General features: G+C 46.8%; 14 protein-coding genes. 6 read left to right on the forward strand and 8 right to left on the reverse strand.

Features of this window, described 5'->3' with window-relative positions:
* Window positions 1–22 precede the first annotated feature (22 nt).
* The 8 genes from asnB to nrfH all read right to left on the reverse strand — a co-directional run bounded on the left by asnB (window position 23) and on the right by nrfH (window position 14,691).
* Window positions 23–1,699 carry an asparagine synthase B gene (gene asnB, locus VB073_RS02365; RefSeq protein WP_323402541.1) on the reverse strand — a complete coding sequence of 559 codons (1,677 nt, stop codon included), beginning with the start codon at window positions 1,697–1,699 and terminating at the stop codon, window positions 23–25.
* Window positions 1,700–1,734: 35 nt separating this feature from the next.
* Window positions 1,735–3,207, reverse strand: a complete 1,473-nt coding sequence (locus tag VB073_RS02370; RefSeq protein ID WP_323402542.1) for a glutamate synthase subunit beta — start codon at window positions 3,205–3,207, stop codon at window positions 1,735–1,737.
* A 68-nt stretch (window positions 3,208–3,275) separates the two neighbouring features.
* Complete coding sequence (gltB, locus tag VB073_RS02375) at window positions 3,276–7,808, reverse strand: glutamate synthase large subunit (RefSeq protein ID WP_323402543.1); 4,533 nt, start codon at window positions 7,806–7,808, stop codon at window positions 3,276–3,278.
* Window positions 7,809–7,902: 94 nt separating this feature from the next.
* Window positions 7,903–10,098 carry a glutamine synthetase III gene (locus VB073_RS02380; RefSeq protein WP_323402544.1) on the reverse strand — a complete coding sequence of 732 codons (2,196 nt, stop codon included), beginning with the start codon at window positions 10,096–10,098 and terminating at the stop codon, window positions 7,903–7,905.
* Window positions 10,099–10,357: 259 nt separating this feature from the next.
* A complete protein-coding gene (gene ccsA / locus VB073_RS02385; protein ID WP_323402545.1) occupies window positions 10,358–11,146 on the reverse strand; it encodes a cytochrome c biogenesis protein CcsA in 789 nt (262 codons plus the stop codon).
* Window positions 11,143–12,414 (reverse strand): cytochrome c biogenesis protein ResB, encoded by a 1,272-nt coding sequence (locus tag VB073_RS02390; protein ID WP_323402546.1) that lies wholly within the window; start codon window positions 12,412–12,414, stop codon window positions 11,143–11,145. The genes ccsA and VB073_RS02390 overlap by 4 nt, the downstream gene beginning before the upstream one ends.
* Window positions 12,414–13,910, reverse strand: a complete 1,497-nt coding sequence (nrfA, locus tag VB073_RS02395) for an ammonia-forming cytochrome c nitrite reductase (protein ID WP_323402547.1) — start codon at window positions 13,908–13,910, stop codon at window positions 12,414–12,416. Before nrfA ends, VB073_RS02390 begins: the two co-directional genes overlap by 1 nt.
* A gap of 184 nt (window positions 13,911–14,094) precedes the next feature.
* Window positions 14,095–14,691, reverse strand: a complete 597-nt coding sequence (gene nrfH, locus VB073_RS02400) for a cytochrome c nitrite reductase small subunit (RefSeq protein ID WP_323402548.1) — start codon at window positions 14,689–14,691, stop codon at window positions 14,095–14,097.
* A 115-nt stretch (window positions 14,692–14,806) separates the two neighbouring features.
* On the opposite strand from nrfH, the gene VB073_RS02405 reads away from it, so the two are divergent.
* From VB073_RS02405 to VB073_RS02430, 6 genes are all read left to right on the forward strand, one after another.
* A complete protein-coding gene (locus tag VB073_RS02405; RefSeq protein WP_323402549.1) occupies window positions 14,807–15,493 on the forward strand; it encodes a Crp/Fnr family transcriptional regulator in 687 nt (228 codons plus the stop codon).
* A 180-nt stretch (window positions 15,494–15,673) separates the two neighbouring features.
* Window positions 15,674–16,522, forward strand: coding sequence for a methylated-DNA--[protein]-cysteine S-methyltransferase (locus VB073_RS02410; protein WP_323402550.1), 849 nt, complete (start codon window positions 15,674–15,676; stop codon window positions 16,520–16,522).
* Window positions 16,523–16,567: 45 nt separating this feature from the next.
* Window positions 16,568–16,981, forward strand: coding sequence for a hypothetical protein (locus VB073_RS02415; RefSeq protein WP_323402551.1), 414 nt, complete (start codon window positions 16,568–16,570; stop codon window positions 16,979–16,981).
* A complete protein-coding gene (locus VB073_RS02420) occupies window positions 16,962–18,248 on the forward strand; it encodes a DUF3440 domain-containing protein (RefSeq protein ID WP_323402552.1) in 1,287 nt (428 codons plus the stop codon). Before VB073_RS02415 ends, VB073_RS02420 begins: the two co-directional genes overlap by 20 nt.
* Window positions 18,245–18,766 (forward strand): ParB/RepB/Spo0J family partition protein, encoded by a 522-nt coding sequence (locus VB073_RS02425; RefSeq protein WP_323402553.1) that lies wholly within the window; start codon window positions 18,245–18,247, stop codon window positions 18,764–18,766. The genes VB073_RS02420 and VB073_RS02425 overlap by 4 nt, the downstream gene beginning before the upstream one ends.
* An 81-nt stretch (window positions 18,767–18,847) precedes the next feature.
* Window positions 18,848–20,455: a hypothetical protein gene (locus tag VB073_RS02430; protein WP_323402554.1), complete on the forward strand. Its 1,608-nt coding sequence runs from the start codon at window positions 18,848–18,850 to the stop codon at window positions 20,453–20,455.
* The last annotated feature ends 8 nt before the right edge of the window (window positions 20,456–20,463 follow it).

Genomic DNA, 20,463 nt, shown 5'->3' on the forward strand with positions numbered 1-20,463 from the left:
TAAAGCCGGGTTTCCCAAATGCTTAATGCACCTGCAGATACCCGTGTTCATGTACCTGGCCGACCGCTCTACCTGAGGGGTCGGCATTTTTTTTGAATTGTTCATCCCATTCCAAAGCGACAGGCGTGCTGCATGCAACCGACGGTACCGATGGCACACACTTTGCCGCGCTGTCCGATGGGAAGAGGTCAGAATAGATACAGCGGTACATATATTCCTCTTTTGTCAATGGCGGATTGATGGGAAAACGATGATGCACGTTGGCCATCTGCTCGTCCGTCACTTCGTGTGCAGCCATCTCTTTTAATGTATCAATCCAGCTATACCCCACGCCGTCGGAGAATTGCTCTTTCTGCCGCCAGGCTACTTCTTCGGGAAGATACTCTGCAAACGCCTGCCGCAGGATATACTTTTCAATTTTTCCGTTCCCTGCCATCTTATCTTTCGGATTGAGACGCATGGCTACATCCATAAATTCCTTGTCTAGGAAAGGCACACGTCCTTCCACTCCCCACGATGCGAGCGATTTGTTGGCACGGAGGCAGTCGTATTGGTGCAGTTTACTTAGTTTCCGGACGGTTTCCTTATGGAACTCTTCTGCATTGGGGGCTTTGTGGAAATAAAGGTATCCTCCGAAGATCTCATCGGCGCCTTCGCCGGAAAGTACCATCTTCACCCCCATCGACTTGATAAAGCGGGCAATGAGATACATTGGCGTACTGGCGCGAACTGTCGTCACGTCATAGGTCTCGATATGATAGATCACATCGCGGATGGCATCGATCCCTTCCTGGATGGTGTAATGGAGCTCGTGATGTACCGACCCGATATGGTTTGCGACTTTCCTTGCTGCTACCAGGTCGGGTGATCCTTCCAGGCCGATGGCGAAGGAATGTAGTTGGGGCCACCAGGCATCCTCACTATTGTCGCTTTCCACCCTTTTCGCAGCGAATTTCTTGGCGATGGCGGAGATGATGGAGGAGTCGAGACCCCCTGAAAGCAGTACCCCGTAAGGTACATCACTCATCATCTGGCGTTGTACTGCGTCTTCCAGCGCTTGTTTCAGCACTTGTATATCCGACACATTCTCTTTCACATTGTCATATTCTGTCCATTCACGGGTGTACCATTGATACGGTTGATCATCGGCGCTGTAATAATAATGTCCGGCCGGGAATTCTTCAATGGTGTTACAATATCCCTCCAATGCTTTCAATTCGGATGCCACATAATAGGCACCGTCCCGATCCCATCCCTGATAGAGAGGGATAATCCCGATATGGTCCCGTCCGATGAGAAAAACATCTCTTTCGGTGTCGTACAGGGCAAAGGCAAAGATACCGTTCAGGTCATCCAAAAAGGCGGTTCCCTTGTCCCGATACAATGCCAGGATCACTTCGCAATCAGACTGGGTAAGGAATTCATACTTGCCTTCATATTGTTTCCGGATCTCGCGGTGGTTGTATATTTCGCCGTTCACTGCCAGCACCAGTTTACCATCCTTACTGTAAAGCGGTTGTTTCCCCGATGCGGGATCGATAATTGATAGGCGTTCATGTGCCATGATCGCTTTGTCGGAGGAGAAGATACCCGACCAGTCAGGTCCACGATGACGCAATTTACGCGACATTTTCAGTAATTGGGGGCGCAACTGTTCTTCCGGTCTCTTTATATTGAATGTACAGACTATTCCACACATATTGTTCGCTGTTTTTGATGATTGAATAATGGATGTTATCTTGATAGGAGGGAGGCTTGGGATGATACGGTGAAGAGACGGTTCTCTTGCGGCATAAGCATCTTATGTATATTCTCCGCGGTCTTTCTGCCCGAAGCGATGGCTTTTACCACTAGGCTTGCGCCCATCACGGCGTCGCCGGTGGCGAAGACTTTGTCGATGGAGCTTTGATGCTGTTTGTCGACAGCCACATTCCCGCGTACATCGTAATTGACGCCCAATTCATTGAGCAATCCTTCCTGGACGGGGTGGACAAAGCCGAGCGCGAGTAATACCAGATCAGCCTTTAAAACCTCTTGCTTGCCGGTGGGAACCATACTGAAACGACCGTTCGCATCTTTTTCCCAACTTACTTCTTCTACCAGCGCCTCTTTTACCTGCCCGTTTTCCCCGCTGAACTTCAGTGTGTTGAGAAGCCATCGGCGTTCGCAGCCTTCTTCGTGGGAAGAGGACGTTTTTAATACCTGCGGATAGGGACTCGGCCAAGGAGTTGCCGGGTTATGCCCCTTAGGTGGTTTGGGCATGATCTCGATCTGGGTCACACTCAAAGCGCCCTGCCGTACCGATGTACCCACGCAGTCGGATCCGGTATCACCGCCACCGATTACCAGCACATGTTTTCCTTTTGCAGAAATTATTTCGGCAGTCTCAGATTCTTCTTTCTGCAGGATACGGATTTGTTGTGACAGGAAATCCATGGCAAAATAGATTCCTTTCAAATCACGTCCTTCCGGTGTGATATTCCTCGGTTTTCCCGCACCTACGGCCAGACAGATAGCATCGTATTCCCTCATGATCTCTGCTCCGGAGATATCCTTTCCTACTTCCGTATTGGTCTTGAATTCAATGCCTTCTTCGATCAACAACGCCAGTCGCCGGTCGATCACCTGTTTGGCCAGTTTGAAGTTTGGAATACCGTACCGGAGCAATCCGCCCGGGGTATGATCCTTCTCGAAGACGGTGACAGAATGTCCTTTCCGGTTCAACTGCTGTGCTGCAGCCAGTCCTGCCGGACCGGAGCCGATAACAGCTACTTTTTTACCGGTTCTTCGCTTCGGCGGATGGGCCTTGATCATTCCTTCCCTGAATGCTACTTCGGTGACCGATGCCTCGTTTTCACGTATGGTTACCGGCGCCTCGTGAAGCGCCAGTACGCACGATTTTTCGCAGGGTGCGGGGCAAACCCGACCGGTAAATTCGGGGAAGTTGTTGGTCTCCATCAATACGTCGACACCCTTCTTCCAGTCGCCTTTGTAGATAAAATCCTGCCATTCGGGCATCTTGTTGCCGAGGGGACAAGACCAGTGGCAGAAAGGGATACCGCAGTCCATGCACCGTGATGCCTGTAACTTACGGTCTTCCCGGTTGAGGGTCTGTTCTACTTCGCTGTAATCATATATTCTGTCGCTTACGGGACGATAGCCGGCATCTTTCCGGGGGATCGTCATAAATGCTTTTGGATTTCCCATCTTGTTTTCTGTTTGCATCCAAATCATGGAAAGTTCGCAATATGCTCTTTCCGATTTGGCGTAGAGTTTTAATAATCTCTTTCGACTACGGCGATCTTTTCGTTCAATGCCGCCATCTTCTTTTCCTGTAGCACTTTCTTGTATTCAATAGGTACTACTTTGATGAATTTAGTCACGTAAAGTTCCCAGTTATCGAGGATACGTTTGGCAATCTCGCTGTTGGTATATTGGGCATGTTTGGAGATGAGGTTTTTCAACTCCCTGACGTCGGACATCTCTTCCAAGAGCGTCAGCTCCACCATTTCCATATTACAGTAAAAGTCGAAATCGCCTTTCTCGTCCAGTACATAGGCCACGCCGCCGCTCATCCCGGCTGCGAAATTCCTTCCGGTGCTGCCCAATACGACCGTGCATCCGCCAGTCATATATTCGCAGCAATGGTCGCCGGCTCCTTCCACCACAGCAGTAGCCCCCGAGTTCCTTACACAGAAGCGCTCGCCCGCGATGCCGCTGATAAACACTTCGCCCGCAGTGGCGCCATAGAGTGAGGTGTTACCGCAGATAATATTTTCTTCCGGCCGGAAGTTACTTCCTTTATGCGGTGCGACGATGATACGTCCTCCTGACAAACCTTTACCGAGGTAATCGTTACAATCGCCATGAAGATAGAAAGTAATACCTCCTGCCAAAAAGGCACCGAAACTCTGTCCTGCCGATCCTTCAAAATAGGCCGAGATAGTATGCTCCGGCAACCCTTTTTGTCCGTACCGCATGGCAATAGTGCCTGAAAGCATGGCGCCGACCGCTCTGTCGGTATTTTTGATGGTCGCCTTGACGCCGACCGACTGTTGGTGTTCAATGGCCGGAAGCGCTTCGGAAATCAACATACGATCCAGTACATCATCGATCTTGTGATGTTGGATAGTCATTTTTCTAATCGGAAGCTGGGTTGCTTCTTTCGGGAAGTAGGTGATCTTTGCCAGATCCACCTTTTCGGTCTTGGGCAGTTCCGGATAATGTTTGCGCTTGAGCAGGTCGGACCGACCGATTACTTCGTCGAGCGACTTGAATCCCATTGCTGCCAGTTGTTCGCGGGTGTCTTCTGCCAGGAAGCGGAAGAAGTTGACGAGGTATTCATGTCGTCCCACGAACCGCCGCCGCAATTCTTCGTTTTGGGTGGCAACTCCCACCGGACAGGTGTTAAGGTGGCATTTGCGCATCATCACACATCCCAGTACGATCAATGCGCTGGTGGCGAAACCGAATTCTTCGGCACCGAGCAGTGCAGCCATGATAATATCGCGCCCGGTTTTCAGTTGACCGTCGGTCTGCAAGGTGACCACTCCGCGCAGGTTATTTGCTACCAATGTCTGCTGGGTTTCCGCCAGACCGATTTCTAACGGCAATCCCGCGTGTTTGATAGAACTTGAAGGACTTGCGCCGGTGCCACCTTCGGCACCGCTAATCACGATCAGGTCGGCTTTGGCTTTCGCTACGCCGGCAGCGATCGTACCTACACCGCTTTCAGATACCAGTTTCACGCTGATCTTGGCATTCGGGTTTACGTTCTTGAGGTCGAAGACAAGCTGTGCCAGGTCCTCAATGGAGTAAATATCGTGGTGGGGCGGGGGAGAGATCAGGGTGATGCCCGGGATGGAATGACGTGTGCGTGCGATAATTTCGTCCACCTTAAATCCGGGTAACTGTCCTCCTTCGCCAGGTTTTGCTCCCTGAGCGATTTTGATCTGTAGTTCATCCGCATTGACGAGGTATTCTGTAGTGACACCGAACCGTCCGGAAGCGATTTGTTTGATAGCACTCCGACGCGACAGACCATCCGCCTGTGGGTGGAACCGTTCCGGATCTTCACCTCCTTCACCGGTATTGCTGCGCCCGCCGATGGTATTCATCGCGATCGCCATTGCTTCATGAGCTTCCTTACTGATAGAGCCATAGGACATGGCTCCGGTACAGAACCGTTTCATGATGTTTTCTGCCGGTTCCACTTCGGAAATATCGATGGGATTGCGTTCGTAATCGAGCAGGTCGCGGATAAAAGCAGGTTTTTCCTTGTCGTTCACCAACGCTGTATAATCCTTGAACACAGAGTAGTTGTTTGTCCGGGTGGCTATCTGCAACCGTGCGATAGTTTCCGGGTTCCAGGCGTGATACACCCCATCGTTCCTGTATGCATAATTGCCGAGATTTTGGAGGTGGAAGGGTTCACTGCCGTCGTTATAAAACGCTTCGAAGAATGGTTGCAGTACCTCCAAGGCGACATCTTCAATATCGATCCCCTCTATTTTTGAAGAAGTCCCTTCAAAGTAGGTGTTCAACAAGGAAGAGGAAATACCGATCGCTTCGAAGATATGTGCGCCGCGGTAGCTTCTCAAAGTGGAATTACCCATCTTGGAAAGCACTTTCAGTAAACCTTTATTGACCGATTTGATATAGTTCTTCTTGGCAGTGGCGAGATCGAGTGCGATCTCTCCCGCTTTTATTTTCTCTGCGATGATGGCGAAAACCATATAGGGATTGATGGCGTTGGCGCCAAAACCGAACAGCAGGGCGAAATGCATCACTTCGCGTGGTTCGGCACTCTCTACCACGATATCGATCTGCATCCTTTTGCGTTTCTCCACCAGGTAGTGATGTACAGCCGAAGTGGCGAGTAGCGAGGGGATAGGAGCATGATCCACATCCACGCCTCTGTCGCTTAGTACGATATAATTCTTGCCTTCATCGACTGCTTTTTCAATTGAAACGCACATCTGTTCAATCGCCTTTTTCATCCCTTCCGCACCGTTTTTCGGGTCGAATAGCATCGGGATAATAGCGGAGGAAAATCCTTTGTACCTCAGGTTCAACAGGATGTCGAACTGGGTGTTGGTCAGTATCGGGCTTTTTACCTTCACGATCCCCGATAGTGCTGGTATGTCTTGAAGGATATTTTGGTGTACTGCGCCCAAGTAGCCGGTCAGCGACATCACCAGTTCTTCCCGGATCGGGTCGATCGGAGGATTGGTCACCTGTGCGAACTGCTGCCGGAAATAGTTGAAAAGCCGTTGTGGCTTGTCGGATAACGCTGCCAGCGTCACATCGTTGCCCATGGAGGAAACCGGTTCTTTCCCTTCTAGCGCCATCGGCCTGATCAGGATATCGATATCTTCCACTGAATAACCAAATGCTTTCAACAGATTTTCGTAGTTGGCTACATTGTTGTTCACGCTTCGTCCTGAAGAGATATCATCCAGTTTGAGGCAGTTTCTACTCAACCATTCACGGTAGGGGAAAGCATCTGCCAATGTTCCTTTTAACTCTGCATCGGAATAGATGGTGCCGGTGAGCGTGTCGATCATCATCATCTTTCCCGGTTTGAGCCGGCCCATCTGTTTGATATCGGATGGGTCGAAAGAGAGGGTTCCTGTCTCGGAAGCCATGATCATCATGCCGCTGTGGGTGATGGTATAGCGTGCCGGCCGCAATCCGTTACGGTCGAGCATTCCTCCCGCATACCGCCCGTCACTGAAGATAAGTGTCGCCGGACCGTCCCAAGGTTCCATCAACATGCTGTGATATTCATAGAATGCTTTTACTCCGTCTGGAATTGGGTTCTTCTCATTGAAACTTTCCGGAACCAGCATCGCCATGGCGTGCGGGAGTGATTTGCCAGACATCACCAGAAATTCCAGTACATTGTCGATGGAGGCACTGTCGCTCATATTAGGCTGTACTACAGGATAGAGTTCCTTCATATCGGGGAACAGGTCCGATTGTAATACGCTTTCACGGCTCTGCATCCACTGGCGGTTACCACGGATAGTGTTAATTTCGCCGTTATGCGCCAGCATCCGGAACGGTTGTGCCAGATCCCATGTAGGGAAGGTGTTGGTGCTGAACCGGGAGTGAACTAATGCCACGCGACTGGTGAAATTGGGATTGGTGAGATCCGGAAAATATTGACGGAGTTGTATCGAAGACAACATCCCCTTGTAGATCATCTGCCGGGTGGAGAGGCTTACGATGTAAAAACTCCTTTCTTCGGCTATTTCAGAAGCATAGATCGTTTTTTCCACTCTTTTCCGCAGGATATAAAGTTTTCTCTCCAGTTCATTGGGCGGAAAATGGCCGGAGACAAACAACTGTTTGATCACAGGTTCGTTGGTAAGGGCAATCTCTCCGAGGCAACTACTGTTGACCGGCAGATCACGGACATGGAAGAGCGAGAGATCCTCTTCATAGGCTTTTTCCTTGATTACGGAGAGGCAGTATTCCATTTTCTCGTCTTCCCTCGGCAGGAAGACGAGTCCTGTGCCATACCTTCCTTCTGCCGGAACCGCAATTCCCTGCAGAAGAATAAACTCATGCGGGATCTGTACCAGTATCCCTGCCCCGTCTCCGGTGATATTGTCGGAGCTTTCGGCACCCCGGTGTACCATGTTCTCTAGCACTTGCAGCCCTTTTTCCACAATGTCGTGCGATTTCTCGCCCGTCAATGTCATTGCGAGGCCGACTCCACAAGCATCATGCTCGTTCTGAAAGGAGTAGAGCGACTCCTTTTCGAATTGCCGGAGGTTCCGGAATATATTTTCTTGTCCCATTTTATGTCGTTTTAGTTTTGAGCCAAAAAAATAGCAGATAATCACTTACCTGCTATTCAAATAAATGTGAAAATTACATTTGAAGTTGTGAGGCTTAACTTATGAATAACAGTTCTCTGTATTTCGGCAGGGTCCACATCTGATTATCCACGATCAGTTCCAGTTTATCTACATGATAGCGGATCACATTGAAATAGACCTCCACCTTGTCGTGGTAAGCGACGGCTTTCTCGCGGGCATCCTCTAATCTATTAGCCGCTTTCCGGGCTTCCACCATATCGTCTACATTCGTCTTTATCGCCGAGATATGGTCTGCGATCTCCTCAATGAGCGCAGCATCTTCCTTCGACAGCCTGTCGGCTTTTTCCTTGTCGAAGACGGCGTACATTTTATATATATTGTCGAGCAACATCGACTGGTATTCGGTAGCGACCGGGATGATATGGTTCATACAGAGGTCGCCCAGCACACGTGCTTCTATCTGCAGTTTCTTGGTGTAGGTCTCCCATTTCACCTCGTTGCGGGCATGCAGTTCCTTTTCGCTCAGTACACCAATGCTTTCGAACATTTCAACTGAAGTTTCCGATGTATATCTGTCGAAGATTACCGGAACGCTGGTCTCGCAGTCGAGTCCACGTCTTTGGGCTTCCTCTTTCCACTCATCGCTATAACCGTTACCGTTGAAACGGATGGGTTTCGACTCCTTGATATAGAGACGGAGTGTATCGAAAATGGCCTCTTCCTTCTTCATTCCCTTTTTCATTTTCGTATCGATCTCTTTCTTGAAATCGATCAACTGGGCAGCCATCGCAGAGTTCAGTGCAGTCATTGCCGATGAACAGTTGGCCAATGATCCCACTGCCCTGTATTCAAAACGGTTGCCGGTAAAGGCGAACGGTGATGTACGATTCCTGTCGGTGTTGTCTATCAACACTTCGGGAATATGAGCGATACCCAACTTCATCTGTTTCAATTCGTCCACAGTGATATCGTCATCCTCGGAGCTCTGTTCGAGTTTGTCGAGCACAGCCGAAATCTCTGTTCCCAGGAAGATGGAAATGATGGCGGGCGGCGCTTCGTTGGCTCCCAGGCGATGAGCGTTGGTGGCCGACATGATGGAGGCTTTCAGCAAGCCATTATGTTTGTATACTGCCATTAACGTGTTCACCAGGAAGGTGACGAACAGCAGGTTCTCATTGGCGGTTTTTCCCGGGGTGAACAGTCCTATTCCCGTATCTGTACCCAGTGACCAGTTATTGTGTTTGCCTGACCCGTTTATGCCGGCAAACGGTTTCTCGTGCAGCAGCAGTTTAAAATGATGTTTGGCGGCAATCTTATGCATCAGCGTCATGATCAGCAGGTTCTGGTCGACTGCCAGGTTGGTCTCGCCATAAATGGGGGCCAATTCGAACTGATTGGGTGCCACCTCGTTATGACGGGTTTTTAACGGGATACCATATTTATAAGCCTCCAGTTCCACCTCGCGCATAAAAGATGCCACACGTGGGGGAATTGCCCCGAAGTAGTGGTCTTCCAACTGCTGGTTCTTGGCACTCTCATGTCCCATAAGGGTGCGTTCTGTCAGGCTCAGGTCGGGCCGGGCGGCGTAAAGTGCCTGGTCTACCAGAAAATATTCCTGTTCCCATCCAAGGTATGAGTATACCTTTTTTACATCGGGATGGAATAGTTTGCAAACATCTACTGCGGCTTTGTCGACTGCCAAAAGCGATTTCAATAGTGGTGTCTTATAATCCAGCGCCTCTCCCGTATAGGAGATAAAAACTGTAGGAATACATAATGTGTCGTCAATAATAAAAGCGGGAGAGGAAGGATCCCATGCAGTATATCCCCTTGCTTCGAAGGTATTGCGGATACCGCCACTGGGAAAACTCGACGCATCGGGTTCCTGTTGTGCCAGCAGTTTGCCGGAGAACCTTTCGATAATGCCTCCGTCAGGTCCGTCTACGTAATCAATAAATGAGTCATGTTTCTCGGCAGTGCCCTCGGTCAAAGGTTGGAACCAGTGTGTATAATGGGTGGCACCCATCTCCATGGCCCACATTTTCATGCCGGCCGCCACGTGATCGGCAATCCCCCTGTGCAACGTAGTGCCCCGGTCGATCGCTTCCAGTACGATATTCATTGTCTCTTTGGAGAGATACTTGGACATCTGTGTCCTGTTGAATACATATTTGCCATAATACTCCGAAGGGAGCTGCGATGGAGCCGGTACTTCTATGGGCGTTCTCTTTGATGCTTCTTCTACTGCTTTAAAACGTAATGTTGACATAATAGCGCTTAATTTGATAAATGGAGGTTTTTACACCCGCAATTTTATATTTGAGTAAATAATCTGGTGCAAAAATAATCAATTTGTTTTACAATCCAAACAAAATCGATAAAAAAGTTATATTTTTCGATAAAAATTAACTTTATGACGTTTTTATCAGCTTTTTAGTATCAAAAATATACAAAAGATGCTGTTTTGAATCCCGTTTTATATTGAATGACGGAAATTCATAGCAAAAGTAACCTTTTTGAAAATGAAATCAGGAAGAATAGGTATGGATACTTTGTTGTGCCGATGGCAGATAGTTGACGCCGTACCAACAAATCTGTAACAGGATGAATGCGATGATAAGGAGTATCATCGAAGTTTTGTCTGAAGAGCTTTTCTTTAACCGGTAATGGATATATAGCAGATATCCTATCCAGGTAGCGGCAGCCCATGTCTCTTTCGGGTCCCAACTCCAATAGTGCCCCCATGCTATCTTCGCCCAGATGGCTCCCATCAGCATGCCCAATGTAATGCAGGCGATACCGGCATATACCAGACTATCGGTCATTTCCATCAGTCGGACTTTGTGGGTGATCTTTTTTTCCCTGACCAGATAGTAGATGGCGACGAGTGTTGCAGCACCCAGAATGGCATACGAGAACATATAGATGATCACGTGGGGGGCGAACCAGGGACTTTGTAATGCCGGCATCAACACTTTGTTGTGGATATCGGGCTTTACGATATTCACAATGATAAAGACCGTAGAGAGGACAGTGGTGAATGAGAGTATCCATTTGTAGTTCCAGCGCAGGTAGGTGAGCAATCCGGCTATGGGGAGGAAGAAGGAGTACCAGAGCCGGGTTTCGCCCATCGTACGCAGAGGTGGGCGTTCGAGCGACATCCATAGTCCGGCAATGAAAATGGAGAATATAACCAGGCCGGTGGCAGTCAGTATTGCTGGCCATAACTTGCGTTTGCTGACATAGGCAAGGATTGCGCTGCTGCCCCAAAGCAGTACAGCGGTTATGGCAAAATATATAAATGAGTCCCAGGTCATGATGCTTTCCTTTTAGGTCCGGCAATAAACAGGAAGAGCGCCCCTGCAAGCAGCATAAAGATGCCAGCGTAGACTACGTTCAACCATGGATCGCGGACCAGTTCAAAGACGGATGTGTCGGAATATTTACCTTTTGTATCGTCGTAACTGTATTGATAGATCATCCAGTCTTCCACCTGCAACGGTTTATTGACTTCAATCACCGCCTCTTTTGTCATTCCGGCCTTCGTGAAAACGGTCACATGCGAGCTATATTTTTTTACTTCCTGCATCGGCATGGCTATACTGATCTCTTCATCGATCTCCAAAAAGATATGCGGAAAGAGGTAACTCCCATTGCTAATCCATCCCTCTACAGGTTGATCGAGGCCCGGTTTGTGGGCCTTCACCTTGATGGCGGTAGTGGCACCCTCCATCATCATGGGAACCACATTCATGAAAGTGGAATCCCTGAAGATGGCCGCGTGTGGCAGCCAATCGGTTATCTCCAGGGTTATACCTGCCAATTGGGTGGTTTTTCCTACTCCTTCAAACATATAAGTTTCGGGACGGGAAACGGGTAACATCTTTCCCGTTTTGTTTTCGATAATGGCTAATTTTGGTTCATATTCCTCTATCATAAAGCTGTCCAATTGGATGGCTACCGGCAGTTCCTTTATTTCTCCTGTCTTTCCGGCTCCACGCCATTCTACCTGTCCCTCCTGGACGCTTATTGTGAACCGTTCCATATCGGCGCTACCCAGTATTCCACCTAAAAGGGCGATAAATAGTCCGAGATGGTTCAGGTAAAATCCGATATCGCGCCAACTCTGCTTTCTGGTTGTTCTTCTCAATGTGGTAAGTCCGAGAATGGTCAGATTGTAAAAACAAAGCAGTACGAACGACCATGAAATAGTCATCCGATTCCAGCCGAGAGAAGTGAAAGGATGGTGTGGCAGTTGCTCTCGGGCTGTACCGGAGGCAAATTGGGGGATTAATCCCAGTATGATAGTGAGCAGGAGTAGGACGGATAGCGCCGGAATGGTAGCATATACACTCGACATCCATCTGGTTACTCTCCCTTTTCCCGATATAAAATGGACAAGAGGAAGCCCTGTAATGAACAAGGCTCCAATGATAGTATTGACAGGAAAAGCAAAAAGGGCGGTTTCGATATTTCCGGAGGAAAGTTGCAGGAGTATTCCCGACAACAGAACGCCTGCCGCGACGATGAGACCCTCTGCATATCCCCATGGGTGCTCCCAAATCTTACGGGAAGTACTCTTCATCAATTCAGGCTGACGAGACGGTTATTGGCTCTTGCTGTTTCAAGCCATTTGGGGACGACAGTCTCTTGAAAATTCTTTTTGTTGGCCCTTTCCTTTTGCATGTCGAGTCCGATATAAGCTTGTGCTTTTTCCTTGGTGGAGATATCCGGCAGGGGAACATCACCTGTAAAACCGAGCTGTGCTAATACTTTGGATATCTCGAAGCGGGCTTTGTATGCTCGATCCAGTCCCATGGAGAGGATACGCTGGAACTCTACCGGCGAGTGGAATGATCCTCCGTGCGAAGCGACTGCATAGTCCCACCGCCATTGAGCCTGGCGGATCAATTGGAGTGCCTGCTTCATTTGTCTTTCGGTAGCACCTTTGCCCCATGCGAATTGTGCTTCGAGATGAGCTTTCGCCAGCTCTTCTTCTACCAGGTTTCGAATTTGGTTTGCACTGCGTTGCCTTTCATAAACGGCGTTCCTGAGATCTTCTTCCGACTCCCTGTGACATACCTGGCAGGTGTTGTTGATATTGGCAAGAGGACTGATGATATGGTGGTCGCTGTATTTTACACCTCCTTCGGAGATATAAGGCATATGGCAATCGGCACATGATACGCCTCTTTGAGCATGTATGCCTGTCTTGTATATTTCGTAATCGGGGTGTTGTGCCTTGATGATAGGTGCTTTGCTCAATGCATGAGTATAATCGGCAAACCCGATGTTATCGTAATATTGTTCTGCTCCTTCCATGGTGAGCCCGTTATGCCAGGGGAAGATAAGGTACTTGCCTTCGGGTGTGAAATAATATTCCACGTGGCATTGCGCACAAGCCAGTGAACGCATATCCTGATGAGTGGCGTCCTTGATATCCAGTCCCATGTTCGCATATCCCTCTATGAGTCCTGGCCGGCTGATCTTCAGATCCATGGTTTCTGCATCGTGACAATCAGCGCAGCCAATAGGATTGACCACCTCATGACCCCAATGAGCCCAGGTCTGTTTATAGAATTCGGCAATGCCCACCGAATCCATCAGACGGGGTACGTCCGGACTTTTACAGGTCCAGCAGGTAGCGGGCTGTGGCCCTTCGTCGGCAGTCATGGGGGAGCCGGTACGGAGTGTGTGACGTACATCTTCCACCGCGTGTTTGTGACCTCTCGGTGTGCTATAGTCTTTTGCAAAAGCGTAACCAGCCCATAAAATCACCATTTCAGGGCGTTGAGCGAGTACATCTACCGCACTGCTTCCGTTAAATTCACTTTTAAAGGTGGTGTCGGCAGTTTGTTCCCATGTTTTGTATTCACGTGGATAATTCACGGCGAACAGTTCATTTCTCGACTCAATACCTTTGATCTCCACTTTTCTGTTGTTCATCACATTTGCTATTTCAGCCCTTCGTTGAGTGATGGACGCTGCAAGCATCCCTAAAAGGAATACAACCCCCAGAGTAGAGAAAAATAGTAACCATCCTACCCAAGGTTTCATCTTATTATCGTTTTTGTTTTTCATATATATATATGCATTACTAATTATCAATTAAAAATTAAAAATGATACCAGAGCCAATAGCCAAGACTTTTAGAGTAAATAATTAAAAGTGAACAGTGAAAAATGACAACTTCTCAACTTCAGACTTCTAATTTCAAACTTCTATCTTCTTATTATTCTTATTATGACATCTGCAAATCATCACATCAATCTTCCTTCATCATCTTTTGCAACCAGTCCGGGACATTGCTTTTCGGCATTGGTATCCGTGCATTGGGTGTGGCCGAAAGTGATCTGCTACGTGTGTGCGGAACATCCCTGTGGCAATCCCAACAAGCCTTTCCTCCCATTTCTTTTGTATCTTTGAAGCCCATGCGACCAGTCTTTATAAATTCGGTATTGAGTTGTGTATGGCAGCGGATACAGTTATTCATGATTACTTCCGAACTTGCCTCGATGGCCTGAATAGCCTGGGATTCGCCCCTTATCGTGAAAATAGCCGAATGGCGTAATCCATCGACAGCCTTGAAATAATATCCTTTCACTTTGTTTTCCTGAGGAACATGGCAATCGTTGCAGGTCGCGTTTCGTCCGTGGGAACTGTGCATCCAGGTAGCATAATAGGGACCCATGATATGGCAGTTCACACAGGTGGCTGGATCATTGGAGAGATAGCTGTAAGCACGTGATGCGAAGAAAGAATAGATAAACAGGCCTACGAAAGCGCCACTGACAATGAAGGCCGGATATTTCCATCCTCCGCGAGGCCGTATTTCATTCCAGAAGTTTCGAAGTATGCCCATGGCTGCGCTTATTAAAGATATTCAGAACAAAGTAATAGATAAAAAATCGGAAAAAGTGTAATAATTATGACAATTGATAAAAAAAGACTATATTCGGGGCTCAATTACATAAAATATGGAAAGACAGCATTTTGATAACCATCATGCCGGGATGATTTTTCAATGTCCTTTGTGCAGTTCTGTGCCGGATGATCAGCGTGAAGAGTTTATGCGTGACGTACGCTTTTCAGTGAAAAACTATCAGAAAGGTGATGTGATCGTTACTCAAGGAGCTCTTTATGAGTCGCTTTATATCCTGATCCGGGGAGAGATCGTTACAGAGATGGCTGATGAGAAGGGGGATTTCATGCAAGTGGACCAGATTAGTGCACCCAATCCGTTGGCTACTGGTTTCCTGTTTGCCAGCAACAATCGGTCGCCCGTCTCCGCGATATGTAAAATACCCTGTTCGACAGTAGTCATCCCGAAAGAGAATGTCTATTTCCTGATGCGGAAGTATGAATCGTTTATGTTGGCTTTTCTATCTTACATCTCAAATAGGGTGTCCACTCTTTCCGAAAAGTTACGGCTTGTCTCGCTACGTACCATTCGCGCAAAACTGGCCTACTATCTGTTGAAAGAGTCGGCTGGAGAACAATCATTCCGGTTGGAATCTTCCAAAGAGGAGATTGCCCGTCTTTTCAGCGTTTCCCGTCCCGCGCTGGTAAAAGTGATGATGGAGATGGCAACGGAGGGGATTATCGACGTGGATCGGCGGGATATTCTTATCAGAGACAGGGTCGCACTCCAAAGAATGTTTTGAATGTAGATTTCTTTTTATATGACTAAAATATTTATTTTCAAAGGTGTCATATGGAACTCTTCGCATTAGTCATGATCTTGTGTGATAATGATTATTATGCTCGTTTCAGAAGAAAAGCATGAATCGGGTTTCTTTTGTCTTTTCTTATCCCTATTTTTGTAAAAAAAAATAGACAAATAAATGAATACTCAGGAAAGACTGGACTTTACCCGAATTGCCGAAGCGATTACTTATATCCGGCAGAATTTCAAAAGACAACCCGGCTTGGAACAGATAGCGGAAAAAGTAGGATTGAGCCCATCGCATTTTCAGCGCCTGTTTACTAACTGGGCTGCTGTTAGTCCGAAGAAATTTCTGCAATACACCACCATCGAATATGCCAAAAAGATGCTGAAAGAGGGGAAAGCTTCCCTGTTTGATACGGCGCATGAGACAGGCTTATCGGGAACCGGACGTTTACACGACCTGTTTATCAGTATAGAGGGGATGACTCCCGGCGAATACAAGAACGGAGGAGAGAATCTTTCGATCAATTATAGCTTTGCCGGCACCCTGTTTGGTAAGATTATCGTGGCAGCCACACCAAAAGGCCTTTGTTATATGGCTTTTGCCGATGACGAACAGGAAGCCTTCGATGCGCTTCGGTTGATGTTTCCTAAAGCTGCTTATCAGCAACAAGCGGATGAGATGCAGAAAAAGGCATTATCCTTTTTCTCCCGGGATTGGAATGAGCATGACCCAATTAAGTGTCATTTAAAAGGTACCGATTTTCAGCTAAAGGTATGGGATACATTGTTGAAGATACCGATGGGGCAGTTGACGACCTACGGAGATATTGCTGCCCTGATCGATAATCCCAAAGCTTCACGTGCGGTGGGTTCCGCAGTCGGCGACAATCCCGTTTCCGTCCTGATACCATGTCATCGGGTGATCCGTTCATCCGGTGAGTTGGGAGGGTATCATTGGGGACTTACCCGAAAAACCGCCATCATAGGATGGGAGGCTGCAAGGATGGAATGCGCAGAATAAAATATTTTATACAATCTTGGTGCTGTAATTACTTTATTTGTAAATATGGATATTATTCAATTAAAAGGGGAAGAGAAGCAACTTTATTCTTTGGTGGCACATCTTGTGATGAACGAGGAGGTGATCAGTTATAACCTGAACTATCCTTATAAGACATCACCCGATTATATGTGGTTTGTGGCGACGGATAACGGCGTTACCCTTGGCTTCATACCAGTCAAATTGGAAGAAGAGGGTAAGGTCAAAATAAATAACTATTATGTGGCGGACGATGATAGTGCTGTTTTCTCCGCATTGTTGAAGGAGATTGTGAGGGTATTTGCAGGTGATCATGAGATTGAATCAGTCACTCAAATACGACATATCCCCGAATTTGAAAAGGGAGGATTTGCTGTTGTGCTTTATTGGAAAAGGTATGTAAAAATGAAGGTATTCAGGGATGAGAAAGAATGTGTATGAACTTGCTATACTGCGGATAAAGATATTATTCAATGAATTTGATAATATCTATGTCTCTTTTTCCGGTGGCAAGGATAGTGGTGTAATGTTGAACCTTTGTATACAATATATACGGGAAAACAATCTAAACCGGAAGATCGGTCTATTCTTCATGGACTATGAAATACAATACAGTGAGACGATTGCTTATGTCGAAAGGGTATTGAAGGAGAATGCAGACATCTTGGAAGTATACCGGGTATGCGTACCTTTCAAGGTGACTACTTGTACCTCTATGCATCAGGTTTACTGGCGTCCCTGGGATGAAGAATGCAAGGAATTCTGGGTAAGGGAAATGCCGGAAAGCTGTTACAGGAAAGATGATTTTCCATTTTATCATCCTGGCCTATGGGATTCGGAATTTTATATTCTCTTCTCCCAATGGTACCATTTGCATAAAAGTGCAAAGAAGACCTGTTGCCTGGTAGGGATACGTACCCAGGAAAGCTCGCATCGGTGGAGAACGATCTATGGTAAGAGAAAGCACCATGTCTATCGTAATCTGAAATGGACAAGACAACTATCGCCGGATATCTATAATGCTTATGTAATACATGATTGGCAGACAACAGACGTATGGACCGCTAATGGTCGTTTCGGTTGGGATTATAACCGATTGTACGATTTATATTACCTGGCAGGCGTTCCCCTGGACAAACAGCGTGTAGCCAGTCCTTTTCTTCTGGCAGCACAGGAAAGCCTGCATCTCTACAGAGCTATTGATCCCGATATGTGGGGGAAAATGATATGCCGGGTGAACGGGATCAATTTCACATCCCTATATGGTCATAGCACTGCTGTTGCGCAGAGAAAAATCGCTCTGCCGGAAGGACATACATGGGAAAGCTATATGCACTTTCTGCTATCTACCTTGCCTGAAGAGATACGTCAGAATTATCTGGACAAACTCTCGGTAAGTATCAACTTTTGGAGAAAACGGGGAGGTTGCCTGCCGGAAACCACAATACGACAGTTGCAAGAAATCGGTATAGAGATAGAGGTACTGGAGCATACAAACTATAAGACAGATAAGCGTCCTGTGAAGATGGAATACCACGATGACCTCGATATTCCCGGATTCAAGTATCTTCCCACTTTCAAGCGGATGTGTATATGTATCCTCAGGAACGATCACCTTTGTAAGTATATGGGATTTGCGATGACGAAAAAAGAGGTTGCACTCAGGAATAAAGTAATGGATTTTTATCAAGGTATACATAATACATGAAGGACGAACAGAAATACACAAGCCCTGTTTATGCAGTAAAGGCTGTGCCGATAGAGAAGATAGAGGCAAATGCATATAATCCTAATATTGTCGCACCACCGGAGATGGAACTTCTCGAATTGTCGATATGGGAAGACGGTTACACGATGCCTTGCGTCTGTTACTATCTTCCGGAAGAGGACAAGTATGAGCTGGTAGACGGATTTCACAGATATCTGGTGATGAAAACATCAACCCGTATCTATGAGCGGGAAAAAGGATGTTTACCTGTAACGGTAATTGATAAGGACCTGTCCAACCGCATGGCTTCGACGATCAGGCACAATCGTGCCCGTGGTACTCATAACATTGAACTGATGACTAATATTGTGACAGAACTCAAGAAAGCGGGGATGAGTGATGCATGGATCATGAAAAATATTGGGATGGATAAAGATGAATTACTCCGTTTCAAGCAAATTTCGGGATTGGCAGCACTGTTTGCCGATAAGAATTTTAGCATACCGGAGCAAATCTGAACCTGGCAAAATACCTTGTGGTGATAAACTAATTTGCTAATAATAAACGGGTTGATGGATCGGTTTTGTTTTTACAACATAATGAAAATTAATCAGATGAAATGTAGCAGGTCTCTTTTAATGTTTTTGGTGGCTATGGGTAGTTTGACAGGGCTATCTGCCCAGGTGGGTATCATGAAAATGGATACGGTATCATCAAAAGATACCCTCCACCATATTTCGAGAGGATGGGTTCTTTATAGTGATTTCAGTGCTATAGGTGATGGGAAAATTGACGATCTGGGAGCTATTGTTGCTACACATGCGTTCGCAAACAGGCATGGTTTGACGGTCAAAGCTGATAAAGGAGCGGTCTATTATATTGGAGGGAAAAATATAACGGCAGAGGTTCAGACCAATACCGATTTTGGAGATGCATCTTTTATCATTGATGATACCGATGTAGAAAATAGAAACAGAGCTGTTTTTTCAATTAACTCGACTCAGAAACCATTGCCTCTTCATAATATCAGTTTATTGAGAAAAGAACAAGGTAAAATAGATGTTTCACTGCCGGTATCTTGTATTGTTACCGTTACCGACGCGAATATCAAGCGCTATATACGGTATGGGCCGAACCAAAATAGCGGTTCTTCACAGACAGATATTTTTATTGTGGATAAAGAGGGAAATGTGGATAAAAATACACCGATTATTTGGGATTTTGATCAGATCACGGAAATCAATTATCTTCCTATTGATGAGACGGTGCTGACTATTTCCGGGGGGCTTTTTACTACCGTTGCAAACAGGGCGGAGTCGAAATATACTTATTACAGTCGCGGTATGAATATCAGGCGATCTAATGTCGTTATCGATGGACTGGAACACCATGTGACCGGTGAAGGAGAGACAGGTGCACCCTACGGAGGTTTTATCAATATCAACAACTGTGCAAATGTGATCGTGAGAAATACCATTCTGACCGGACATAAAACCTATCAGACCATCGGATCGGCAGATGTTCCGGTTTCCATGGGGAGTTATGATGTTTCTGTCAACCGGGCACTTAATGTTACTTTCGAGAACTGTAGTCAGACCAATGATATCCACGATCGCACCTATTGGGGTATTATCGGGTCTAACTACTGTAAAAATCTACTATATGATAACTGCACCTTTTCCCGCTTCGATGCACATATGGGGGTAGCCAATGCTACAATTCGTAATTCAACGCTGGGGCATCAGGGAATAAATGCTATTGGCAGTGGTGTTTTTATCCTCGAGAATTCTACCATACACAGCAGAAATCTCATCAATTTACGTTCCGATTACGGGAGTACATGGGAGGGTGAGTTTATCATTCGTGACTGTATTTTTGTGCCGACTGGTTTAGGCTCTGGTAATGTAACCCTGATAGGGGGAGCTAATTCCGGACAGCATGATTTTGGCTATACTTGCTACATGCCTGAACGCATCACGATCGAAAACTTGAGGATCAAGGACGCCAACCACCCTGAGAAGTATATAGGGGCAGCCATTTTTGCTGATTTCAACGGACAAATGAAGGATGATAACTATGTGGAAAAGTTCCCATACATTATCACGAAAGAGATTATTCTTCGGAAAATTAAAACGGATAGTGGTAAGCCTGTAAGGATCAGTGATAATGTCTATATGTTCAGAAATGTGCAAACACCAACGGAATGAGTTTATTG

The sequence above is a fragment of the Proteiniphilum sp. genome (assembly GCF_034927365.1).
Lineage (GTDB): Bacteria > Bacteroidota > Bacteroidia > Bacteroidales > Dysgonomonadaceae > Proteiniphilum.